This is a genomic window from [Empedobacter] haloabium, assembly GCA_008011715.2.
Lineage (GTDB): Bacteria > Pseudomonadota > Gammaproteobacteria > Burkholderiales > Burkholderiaceae_D > Rugamonas > Rugamonas haloabia.
This window is the reverse complement of sequence record CP136508.1, coordinates 5,034,940-5,047,089: the sequence shown is the minus strand read 5'-3', so window position 1 is coordinate 5,047,089 and position 12,150 is coordinate 5,034,940. Positions and strand designations below refer to the sequence as shown.

Here is a 12,150-nt window from a genome sequence, read left to right as displayed (position 1 = left end):
CCCGGGGATGCCTGCGTCCGCGTCGCCGCTCACCACTTCCTGTTAGGAACTCCATGACCACATACACGCTACCTTCACGCGGTGCCAGCTGGGCCGGCATCAAGGGACGCCTGGCCGAATTGCAATCGCTCGACTGGTCCCACCGGGACGGCCGCCTGCCGTTGCACTGCTACTACGCCAACGATGACGTCAGCCAGGTCGCGGCCGAGGCCTATGCGATGTTCGCCAGCACCAACGCGCTGGCGCCAGTGGCATTCCCCAGCACGCGCCAGATGGAGCAGGAGGTGGTGGCGATGGCCCTGGGCCTGCTGCACGGGCCCTCGGGCAGCGCCGGCTGCATGACGTCCGGCGGCACCGAGAGCATCATCCTGGCCGTCAAGGCCGCCCGTGACTTCGCCGCGGCAACCCGGCCGCGCAAGCAACCCAATATCGTGCTGCCGCGGTCGGTGCACCCGGCGTTCGACAAGGCCGCGCATCTGCTCGGCCTGACCGTGCGGCGCACCGCGCTGCAACCGGGCTATCGCTGCGACGTGGCGGCACTGGAAGCGGCCATGGACGAAGACACGATCCTGCTGGTCGCCTCGGCGCCATCGCTGCCCTACGGCCTCGTCGATCCCATCGCCGAAGTGGGCCAGCTGGCGCTGCGCACGGGCACCTGGCTGCATGTGGACAGCTGCATCGGCGGCATGCTGGCGCCGTTCGTCGCCAAGCTGGGATATCCCGTGCCGCCGTTCGATTTCGCCGTGCCGGGCGTGCGTTCGATGTCGGCCGACTTGCACAAGTTCGGCTACTCGGCCAAAGGCGCGTCGCTGGTGCTGTACCGCGACGAGGCCGACCTGGACTATCAATATTGCCGCTTCGACGCTTGGCCGAAGGGCGACTATTTCACGCCCACGCTGGCCGGCACGCGCTCGGGCGGCACGATCGCTTCGGCCTGGGCCGTCATGCACTTCCTGGGCGAGGAGGGCTACCTGGCCACCACCGCCCGGCTGATGCGCCTGCGCGACCACTACATCGCCGGTTTCCGCGCGCTGGGCCTGGAAGTGCTGGGACCGCCGGACCTGGCCGTCGTGACCGTGACGGCGCCGCAGGCGAACATCTTCAGCATCGCCGACGACATGCGCGAACGCGGCTGGTACATGAGCCTCGTCGCCGAGCCGCCAGCGATCCAGCAGACCGTCAACCTGGTGCACGAGCAGGTCGCCGAGCGCTATTTCGACGACCTGGCGGCGGCCGTGCAGCAGGGGGCCGCGCGCGCGGCTGCCGGCATCGAAGCGCACGACGCGCGTGCCGTCGTCACGTACTGAGCGCACAATGAACCTGCTGCGATATCTGCACGAGCAATCCTGGAAGCTGTTGTGGCTGTCCACGACCTGCGCCCTGATCAGCGGCCTGGCCGGCGCTTCGCTGGTGGCGCTGATCAGCAAAGGCATCGGCAACAGTGCGCCGCTCGATACGCTGGCCTGGATGTTCTTCGGCAACTGCCTGCTGTACATGCTGGCCAAGACGGCTTCCGAGCTGTCGCTGTTGCACCTGACGCAACGGGCGATCCTGCAGCTGCGCATCAACCTGAGCAACAAGCTGCTGGCCACGCCGGCGCGTCGCCTGCAGGAACTGGGCAAGCCCGGCCTGCTGGTCGTGCTGACCAAGGACATCGACGTCTTCGTGCAGTCGTTCGTCCTGGTGCCGCTGGCGCTGGGCAATCTGATCCTGATCGTGGTCTGCCTGGCTTACCTGGCCTGGCTGTCCTGGTCGCTGTTTGCCATCCTGGCCGCCTGCCTCGTCATCGGCGCATGGGCGTTCCACCTGGCCGAGCAGCATCCGATCCGGCTGATGCGCCAGGTCCGCGAGCACGTCGACCTGCTGTTCCATAACTTCCGCAGCCTGGTCGACGGCAGCCGCGAGCTGCAGCTCAACGCCGAGCGGGGCGAGGCATTCGTGCACCGCGTCATCGCGCCCGGCGCACAGCTCTACAAGCGGGCGTTCGTCCAGGGGACGACGGCCTACACGTGGGTGCTGAACGTGGGGGCGATCCTGTTCTACCTGGTCATCGGCGTGGTGCTGTTCATCGTGCCGCGCTGGATCCCGCAGCCGGTGCAGACGCTGACGACGGTGACACTGGTGCTGCTGTACCTGATCCGCCCGATCGGCGAGCTGATGGGCGCACTGCCGTCGCTGCGCCAGTCCGGCATCGCGTTGAACAAGATGCAGCAGCTGGACAACGTGCTCAATCAGGCGCCCCCCACGCTGGCGGGCCCGCAGCCGTTCGACCGCGCGCGGCCCGTGGTCCTGGAGCTGCACCAGGTCACGCACCGCTATCCGGGCGACGTCGAGGACACCCATTTCACGCTGGGACCGGTGAACCTGCGCCTGCATGCTGGCGAGATCGTTTTCATCATCGGCGGCAACGGCAGCGGCAAGACGACGCTGGCCATGGTGCTGCTGGGACTGTATGAGCCGGAAGGCGGCGCGGTGCACCTGAACGGCACGGCTGTCACGTCCGCCAACATCGCCCACTATCGCCAGTTCTTCTCGGCGGTGCTGGCGGATTTTCACCTGTTCGAGCATCTGCTCAACAACGAAACCGGGGCAGGCGAGAAAACCCAGCGTTATGTCAGCGCGCTCGGCCTCGGCCACAAGGTCAAGGTCGTGGACGGCAAGTTCTCCACGGTCAACTTGTCGACGGGACAGCGCAAGCGTCTCGCGCTCGTGCTGGCCTACCTGGAAGACCGGCCGATCTATCTGTTCGACGAATGGGCCGCCGACCAGGATCCCGTGTTCAAGCGGGTGTTCTACACGGAGCTGCTGCCTGACCTGAAGGCACGCGGCAAGACCGTCGTGGTCATCAGCCATGACGATGCCTATTTCCAGTGCGCCGACCGGCTGCTGAAACTGGAGCACGGCCAGCTGACGGATCTCCAGCGCGCCGCCGCCTGAATTTTTTCTCTTACTCGCCACCGTATGCATACCTCCGCCATACCCGACACCTGCGCGACCTTGTTCGACGTCCTCCGCCATCGTGCCAGCGCCGCCGGCACGGCGGACCGGCCGGCCTTCACCTATCTGAACGATGGTGAATCGGTCAGCGGTGCGCTCAGTTATGCCCAGCTCGACGCCGCGGCGCAGCGCCTGGCGGCGCACCTGCAGCAGGTCACCAGCCCGGGCGACCGCGTGCTGCTCGTGTATCCGCCCAGCCTGGACTACATCGTCGCCTTCTATGCCTGCGTGTACGCCGGTGTCACCGCCGTGCCCGCGCTGCCGCCGGCCAATCCGCGTGCCCTGCCGCGGCTGCGGCTGCAGGCGGAAGACGCCCAGCCCAGCGCGGCCCTGACCAGCGCCGCGATCCGCGCCACGATCGTCGATGGCGCGGCGGGCGACGACGCGCTGCGCCGCTGCCACTGGCTGGCGACCGATGCGCTGGACGAGACGGCGCCGCCATGGCGCGAGCCGTCGGTGCGTGCCAGCGACATCGTGTTCCTGCAGTACACCTCGGGTTCGACCGGTGCGCCCAAAGGCGTCATGGTGAGCCATGCCAGCCTGCTGGCCAACGTCGCCCTCAGCCAGCAGCTGTACGGCATGCGCGGCGACGACGTGTTCGTCTCGTGGCTGCCGCCGCACCACGACTTCGGCCTGATCGGCACGATCGTCTCGCCGGTCTATGTCGGCTGCCACAGCGTGCAGTTCCCGCCCGCCGCGTTCCTGATGCGCCCGCACCGCTGGCTCAAGCTCATCGCGGCATACCGCGCCCGCATCACCGGCGCGCCCAACTTCGCCTACCAGTTGTGCGCGCAGCGCGTCACGCCGGCGCAGCGTGCCGGCCTCGATCTGTCCTGCCTCGAGGTCGCGGTCAACGGCGCCGAGCGTATCCGCATGGAGACGGTACGGGAGTTCGCCGCCGCCTTCGCCGACTGCGGCCTGAGGCCGGAAGCGATGGTGCCGGCGTATGGCATGGCCGAGTGTGTGCTGCTGGCTTGCGCGGCGATGGACAAGCGGCCGGGCGCCTTGCCGCACAGCCGCCATCTCAGCAAGGCGGCGCTGGAGCGCAACGTCGTGACCGACAGCGCCGGCGCGGCGGACGAGATCGAGATTGCCTGCACGGGCGCGGCCGTCAACGGCGCGCACCGCATCGTTTGCGTCGAGCCGGACAGCCGCGTGGCGCTGCCGGACAACGCGGTCGGCGAAGTCTGGATCAGCGGCCCATCCGTCGCCGATGGCTACTGGGGCAAGCCGGACGCCAGCGCGGCGGTATTCGGCGCCGCGCTGGCCGGTGGCCCCGGCCGCTGGTTGCGCACGGGCGACCTGGGATTCGTCGCCGATGGCCGCCTGTACATCACGGGCCGCATCAAGGAAATGATGATCTTTAACGGCCGCAACGTCTATCCGCAGGACGTCGAGATCACGGTCGAGAAGCTCGATACCGCTTTCCGGCCCAGCGGCTGCGCCGTGTTCGCGGTGGAGGACGACGCCACGACCGCGCTGGTCGTCGTGCAGGAGCTCGAGGCGCGCCAGCAGGCCTACACGGCCACGCTGGTGGCCCGACTGCGCGAGGCGCTGGCCGAGCGCCACGACATCCTCGACCTGGCCGGTGTCGTGCTGGTCAAGGCGGGCCGCATTCCACGCACCTCCAGCGGCAAGCTGCAGCGCGTGGCGTGCCGCCAGCTGTATCTGGAAGGCGCCCTCGATCCCATCTGGAGCTGGCGCCGTGAAGACGACAGCGTGGCCGCGGTGGCGGGTGCCGTCGCACCCGCCGAGCAGCGCATGCTGGCGATCTGGCAGGAGCTGTTCGAGCAGGCGCCGCTGGCGCTGGACGACAATTTCTTCCGCCTGGGCGGCCACTCGCTGCTGGCGACCCAGCTGATCGGTGCCGTCAACGCGGCATTCGGCGTGCAGCTGCCGCTGCGGGTCGTGTTCCACGCGCCGACCCCGCGGGCGATGGCCGCGGCGGTCGGTGACGCGGCCGCGGGCGGCGCCACCGATGTGCTGGCGCCGGCCGGGCACGCGGGTCTGGCGCCGCTGTCGTTCGCCCAGCAGCGTTTCTGGTTCCTCGACCAGTACCAGCCCGGCAACCCGTTCTACAACATCCCGCTGGCGCTCGCGCTGACGGGCGCCGTCGATGCCGCACTGCTGGAACGGGCGCTGAACGCGCTGGTCGCGCGGCATGACACGCTGCGTACCAGCTTCCCCGCCGACGGCGGCGTGCCGCGGCAGCACGTGGCGGCGCAGCTGGCGCTGCCGCTGACCATCGTCGACCTGGCCGCGCTGCCGGTCGCCGAGGCCGAGGCGCGCACCGAACGCATCGTGCGTGCCGAGGCCGCGCAGCCATTCGACCTGACGGCCGGTCCATTGCTGCGAGCCAGTCTGGTGTCGATTGCCGATACGCGCCATGTGCTGCTGCTGACGTTGCACCACATCGTGCACGACGGCTGGTCCACGCCGGTGCTGCTGGGCGAACTGCGCCGCATCTACGCGGCGCTGCGCGACAGTCAGGCCGCGGCCCTGCCTGCGCCGGCCTTGCAGTACGCCGACTATGCCGTGTGGGAGCAGCGCCGCTGGCAGGGCGAGGCGCTGGCCGCGGCGCTGGCATTCTGGCGCGCCAACCTGGCCGACGCCTCGCCGCTGCTGGCGCTGCCGACCGACCGGCCGCGCGCCAATGTGATGGCGCACGAAGGCCGGGCATGGCAGACGCGCGTGCCGGCGGCACTGGTGCGCGACCTGAACCGGCTTGCCGCCAGCTCGAACGCGACGCTGTTCATGGTGCTGACCGCGGCGTTGAACGCCGTGCTGTACCGCTATTCCGGCCAGACCGATTTCGCCATCGGCGCCCTGTCGGCCAACCGCCCGGCAGGTACCGAGCACATGCCGGGCAACTTCGTCAACGTGGTGCCGCTGCGTGCCCGCGTGCACGGCGACGATACGTTCGCGGCGCTGCTTGCCGATACGGCGGCGAACCTGCTGGCCGCCTACGACTGCCAGCTGCCGTTCGAGTTGATCCTGCAGCACGTGGTGTCCGAGCGCAGCCCGGCCTACACGCCCTATGCGCAGGTGGTACTGAATTACCACAGCGAGTTCGAAGGCCAGGAACAGGCGGCGCTGGCACCGGACGGCGACGCGCTCCACATCGAAGGCCGCCACGCGGCCAGCGTCCAGTACGCGGCGTTCGACCTGAAGATCGAGATGAACCGCGTCGGCGCCGAGCTGGACCTGGTGTTCGAGTACAGCACGGCGCTGTTCGACCAAGCGACGATCGCCCGGCTGGCCGGCCACTACGTGCGCGTGCTCGAACAGGTCGGCGCCGATGCCCAGGCGCGTGTCGCCGCGCTGGCGCTGCTGTCGGAAGGTGAGCTGGCGGCGCTGTCGGCGCAGTGGCAGTCCGCCCGCCACGATTACCCGCGCACGGCCAACCTGGCCACGCTGCTGGAGCAGCAGGCCGCGCGCACGCCGGATGCGCCGGCGGTGGCTTGCGCCGGCACGGTGCTGACGTACGCCCAGTTGCACGGCCGGGCCAACCGCCTGGCCCACCTGCTGCGCGCGCGCGGCGTCGGGCCGGACGTGCTGGTGGGCGTCTGCGTCGAGCGTTCGCTCGACATGGTCGTGGCCGTGCTGGCCGTCGTCAAGGCCGGCGGTGCCTACCTGCCGCTCGACCCGAACTATCCGGCCGCGCGCCTCGCATACATGCTGGAAGACGCCGCCCCGGCGCTGGTGCTGACGCAACAGCACCTGGCCGCGCGCCTGCCGGCGCAGGCGCCGGCCATCGTGATCGACGCCGATCACACGGCACACCCGGACAGCGCACCGGCTCCGGTGGGCGGGCCGGACGACCTGGCATACGTCATCTACACGTCCGGTTCGACCGGCAAGCCGAAGGGCGCCATGGTGCAGCGCCAGGGCGTGCTGAACCTGCTGACGTGGTTCGTGCGCGAGTACGCCATCGGCGCGGCCGATCGCGTGCTGCTGGTGTCGTCCTTCAGCTTCGACCTGACGCAGAAGAACATCTTCGGCATCCTGCTGGTCGGCGGCGAGCTGCACCTGATGGCGGACGACTACGCGCCGGAACGCATCGGCGCCTATGCGGGGACCGCCGGGATCACGCTGATCAACTGCGCGCCCAGCGCGTTCTATCCGCTGCTGGCCGACGGCGGCGCGGCGCGCATGGCGTCGCTGCGCGCCGTCTTCCTGGGCGGCGAGCCGATCCAGGTCGGCCTGCTGCGCGCGGCATACCGCGACGTCGCCACGCCACCACTGGTGCACAACACGTACGGCCCGACCGAGGCCTCCGATGTCGTGTCGCACTACGCCTGGCACCCGCATGAGCCGGTGACGACGCTGCCGATCGGCCGGGCGATCGCCAACACCCGCCTGTATGTGCTCGATGGCGGCCGCCAGCTGGTGCCGCAAGGCGCCGTGGGCGAGCTGTATGTGGGCGGCGACGGGGTCGGGCGCGGCTATCTGCACCGTCCCGAACTGACCGCCGAACGGTTCCTGCCCGATCCGTTTGCCGGGCAGCCAGGCGCGCGCATGTACCGCACCGGCGACCTGGTGCGCTCCCTGCCGGACGGCGTGCTGGAATACCTGGGCCGTATCGATCACCAGGTCAAGGTGCGTGGCCTGCGCATCGAGCTCGGGGAAATCGAAGAGGCGCTGGCGGCGCTGCCGGCCATCGACCAGGCACTGGTGCTCGCCTGCGACGATCTGGCCGCCGATGTGCGCCTGGTCGCCTACCTGGTCGGCGTCGATGCGCAGGCCGCGCTCGATCCCGTCGCACTGCGTGCGGCGCTGACGCAAACCCTGCCGCAGTACATGCTGCCGTCGCATTTCGTCCAGCTGCCGGCGTTCCCGTTGAGCCCCAACGGCAAGGTGGACCGGGCCGCGTTGCCGCGACCCGTACAGGACCTGCATGCACCGTTCGTCGCGCCGAGCGGCGCCACCGAGCAGGCGCTCGCGCAAATCTGGGCGGAGGTGCTGAAGTGTGCCGACGTGGGTCGCGCCGACGACTTCTTCCAGCTGGGCGGCCACTCGCTGCTGGCCACGCAGGTGATGTCGCATGTGCGCGCGCGCCTTGGCGTCGACCTGCCGCTGCGCACCCTGTTCGAATACCCGACGCTGGCGGCACTGGGCGAGCAGATCGACCGCGCCGACAAGGCCGCGAGCGGCCCGCTGGCCCTGGCCGCCGGCGACGGCGCCGCGGCGGGCGCGTTGGCGCCGCTGTCGTATGCGCAGCAGCGCCTGTGGGTGCTGCAGAAGCTGGGCGAGAATCCGGCCGTCTACAACCTGCCGTTCGCCGTCGAGCTCGAGGGGGCGGTCGACGTGCCCGCGTTGCAGCACGCGCTGGACCTGCTGGCGCGGCGGCACGCGGCGTTGCGTACCGCCTTCGTCACCGTCGACGGCGAGCCGCTGTGCGCGGTGGCCGCCCATGCCGCGTTGCCGCTGCAGACCGCCAGCCTGGCCGACGCGGCGCCGCAGGCGGTGCACGACTGGCTGGTCGCCGCGGCGCAGGTGCCGTTCGACCTGGAGTGCGCGCCACTGGCGCGTGCGACCCTGTTGCACGTCGCGCCGGCCCGGCACGTGCTGCTGCTGGTCATGCACCACATCATTGCCGACGGCTGGTCGATCGGTGTCCTGAGCCGCGAACTGTCGGTGCTGTACAACGCCGCCCGCCGTGGTGTGCCGGCGGCACTGCCGGCCTTGCCGCTCCAGTACAGCGATTATGCCCGCTGGCAGCGCAGCCGCGCGGAAGAGGGCGCGTTCGACAATCAGCTGGCTTACTGGCGCGACCGCCTGGCGCACGCGCCCGCCATGCTGGCCTTGCCGCTGGACCATCCGCGTCCGGCCCTGCCGGCCCTGCGCGGCGACGTGCTGGCTTTCACCGTCGAACCGGGCCTGCTGGCAGGCCTGCGGCGCCTGGCGCGCGAAGGGCAGGCGAGCCTGTTCATGGTACTGAGCGCCGCCTTCGGTGTGCTGCTGGGCCGCTACTCCGGCCAGCGCGACCTGTGCATCGGCACGCCGATCGCCAACCGCCATCATGGCGAGCTGGAAGGATTGGTCGGCTTCTTCGTCAACACGCTCGTGCTGCGCCTGACGCTCGAGCCGGCGCACGGCTTCGAGGCGCTGCTGGCGCAGGTGCGCGAAACGGTGCTGCAGGCATTCGCCAACCAGGACCTCCCGTTCGAACAGGTCGTGGCGGCCAGCGCCGGTGCGCGCCAGGCCGGCCAGACGCCGCTGTTCCAGGCCATGCTCGCGCTGCAGAACGCGCCGCAGGACGAGGTGGCGCTGGAGGCCCTGTCCGGCCGCGTGCTCGACGTGCACAACGGTGGCGCCAAATTCGACCTGACGCTCGACATCACGCCGCGCGGCGACCGCCTGGACTGCCGCTTTGAATACGATTGCGCGCTGTTCGAACGCGCCACGGTGGCGCGCTTGGCCGATAACCTGCTCACACTGCTGGCCAGCATCGTCGCCGCGCCGCAGGCACCGTTGCAAACGCTGGCATTGCTGGCGCCAGCCGAGCAGGCCTTGCTGGCACGGCTGGGCGCCGGCACGCCCGCCGGCGCCGCGCCGCTGGTGCATCGCGCATTCGAGTCCCACGCGGCACGCAACCCGGACGCCGTGGCATTGACGCACGAAGGTACCACCCTGACGTACGCCGAATTGAACGCGCGGGCCGACACGCTGGCACGCGCGCTTACGGCCGCCGGGGTGGGACCGGACAGCCGGGTGGTCCTGTATGCCGAACGCGGCATCGGATTGATCACCGGTGTGCTGGCGATCCTGAAAGCTGGCGGCGCCTACGTGCCATTCGATCCGGCGTATCCGCGCGAACGGCTGGCATACATGGCACAGGACTGCATGCCGGCGGCGCTCGTCACGGAACCGGCGCTGCTGGCCGAGGCACAGGCGCTGGGACCGGCCCTGGCGGCCGTGCCCTGCTGCCTGATCGAAGCGGGCGGCGCGCAGCCCGGCGCTGCGCCGGCGCCGGCATCGGGCGCCGCCGTTGGCCCCGGCCATCTCGCTTACATGATCTATACCTCCGGCTCGACGGGACAGCCGAAAGGCGTGCAGGTGGAACATGGCGGCCTGGCCAGCCTGGCGGCGGACCAGAACCGGGCGCTGGCGATCGGTCCCGGCAGCCGCGTGCTGCAATTCGCGTCGATCAGCTTCGATGCCAGCATCTGGGAAATCGTCATGGCGCTGGCCAGCGGCGCGGCGCTGGTTTCCGCACCGCGCGCCGCGCTGATGCCGGGCGCGCCGCTGCTCGCGTTCCTGGGCGAGCAGAACATCAGCCACGCGCTGCTGCCACCTTCGGTGCTGGCGATCATGGCTGACGACGAGCGGCTGGCGCCGATGACGTTGCTGGTGGGCGGCGAAGCCTGCCCGCCGTCCGTCGCCGCCCACTGGGGCCGGCGCCACCGTTTCGTCAACGCCTATGGTCCGAGCGAGATCACGGTCTGCGCCACGACCTGGCATTACGACGGCCGCGCCGGCGGCGCCATTCCGATCGGGCGGCCACTGGCGGGTACCCGCATCCATATCCTGGACGAGGCGGGCCAGCCGGTACCGGTCGGCGCGGTCGGCGAGATCCATATCGGCGGCGTCGGCGTGGCGCGCGGTTACCTGAACCGGCCGGACCTGACCGCACAGCGCTTCCTGGCCGAACCGGGGCACCCCGATACCCGCTTGTACCGCACCGGCGACCTGGGGCGATGGGATGCGGCCGGCATGCTGCACTATGCGGGCCGCAACGATTTCCAGGTCAAGGTACGGGGCTTCCGCATCGAGCTGGGCGAAATCGAAGCCGTGCTGCGCGCCCAGCCGGCATTGGCCGATGCCGCCGTGATCGCCCGTGCGGGGGCGGACGGCCAGCAGCGCCTGCTGGCCTATGTGGTGCCACGCGCGGATACGGCGCCCGAACCGGCGGCCCTGCGCAGCGCCTTGCTGGCACGCCTGCCGGACTACATGGTGCCTGGAGCGTTCATCGCGCTGCCGGCATTGCCGCAGACACCCAACGGCAAGCTCGATCGCGATGCGCTGCCGCTGCCCGATGACGATGCCTTGGCGCGGCAGGCTTTCGTGCCGCCGCAGGACGGCATCGAGCGGCGCCTGGCCGACATCTGGCAAGGCGTGCTCGGTGTCGCGGCGGTGGGCCGTTTCGATCACTTCTTCGAGCTGGGCGGCCACTCGCTGGCGTTGACGAAGCTCAGCTTCCTGGTGCAGGAAGCGTTCGGCGTGACGCTCAGCCTGGGTCAGCTCTACCAGCTGCAGCAGCTGGCGCAGCAGGCCGACCATATCGCCGCGGCGCTTGCCACGGCAAGCCGCAAGAAGGTGCTGGTACTGGACCTGGACGACGAGGAGGAAGCCGCATGAACCCGCTGCACGTAGGGGTGCTCAATTTCATGCCGAACGCGCAGGCGTACGGTCGCAGCGTCGCGGCCGCGCTGCAATGTGCCGACGTGCCCGTCGAGCTGCATTCGGTCCGGCTGCGCTCGCATGCGTACCGCAGCAGTGGCGGCGACGTCGCCCACTATCCGGATTTCGAGGAGCTGACGGCACGCGTCGCGCTCGACCTGTTGCTGGTGACAGGGGCGCCGGTCGAACACCTGCCGTACGAGCAGATTCACTATTTCCCCGAGCTGTGCGCGATCTTCCATGAAGCGGAGCGGCGCCGCATCGGCGTGATGGGCATCTGTTTCGGTGCGTTGGCGCTGGCACGATACCTGGGACACGACAAGCGCCTGATGGCACAGAAGGTCTTCGGCGTGCACGAGGTGCAAGCCTGCCCCGGCGCCGAGCGCTATCTGGGGAGCGGAAACAGGACATTGCAGCTGCCCCTCAGCACCTGGGCCCTGCTGGACCCGGCGGGCGGCCTGCCCGGCGCGCGCCCGGTCAAGCCGCTGCTGCGCCATCGCGAATACGGCGACCTGATGCTCGCGACCGAGGACGAACAGCTCGTCATGATGCTGGGCCACCCCGAGTACACGGCCGACATGCTGTACCGCGAATGGCTGCGCGACCGCGACGATCCCGCCAATACCTACACCGCGGCGCACGAGCACGAGTCCTTCCGCCACATGGAGCTTCTTCTCAGCCAGGGCGGCAGCCCGGTGCTGGCCAACTGGATCCGCAGCCACGTCCGTGCCACGGCGCAGGCTGCATGAA

The 12,150-nt window shown here is 69.9% G+C and carries 4 protein-coding genes; all 4 read left to right on the top strand.

Features of this window, described 5'->3' with window-relative positions; genetic code table 11:
• Positions 1-53: 53 nt before the first annotated feature.
• From E7V67_021950 to E7V67_021935, 4 genes are read left to right on the top strand one after another with little or no spacing between them, the layout of a single operon-like run.
• Positions 54-1,307, top strand: a complete 1,254-nt coding sequence (locus E7V67_021950) for an aspartate aminotransferase family protein (GenBank protein WUR12340.1) — start codon at positions 54-56, stop codon at positions 1,305-1,307.
• Between the two features lie 7 nt (positions 1,308-1,314).
• Positions 1,315-2,937 (top strand): cyclic peptide export ABC transporter, encoded by a 1,623-nt coding sequence (locus E7V67_021945; GenBank protein WUR12339.1) that lies wholly within the window; start codon positions 1,315-1,317, stop codon positions 2,935-2,937.
• Between the two features lie 60 nt (positions 2,938-2,997).
• Positions 2,998-11,358 carry a non-ribosomal peptide synthetase gene (locus E7V67_021940; protein WUR12338.1) on the top strand — a complete coding sequence of 2,787 codons (8,361 nt, stop codon included), beginning with the start codon at positions 2,998-3,000 and terminating at the stop codon, positions 11,356-11,358.
• On the top strand, positions 11,355-12,149 hold the full coding sequence (locus E7V67_021935) for a homoserine O-succinyltransferase (protein ID WUR12337.1): 795 nt from the start codon (positions 11,355-11,357) through the stop codon (positions 12,147-12,149). The genes E7V67_021940 and E7V67_021935 overlap by 4 nt, the downstream gene beginning before the upstream one ends.
• The last annotated feature ends 1 nt before the right edge of the window (position 12,150 follow it).

What these genes read in the sequence shown, in the direction of transcription:
- E7V67_021950 (WUR12340.1), top strand. Translation starts at nt 54, where the DNA reads ATGACCACATACACGCTACCTTCACGCGGTGCCAGCTGGGCCGGCATC.
- E7V67_021945 (WUR12339.1), top strand. Translation starts at nt 1,315, where the DNA reads ATGAACCTGCTGCGATATCTGCACGAGCAATCCTGGAAGCTGTTGTGG.
- E7V67_021935 (WUR12337.1), top strand. Translation starts at nt 11,355, where the DNA reads ATGAACCCGCTGCACGTAGGGGTGCTCAATTTCATGCCGAACGCGCAG.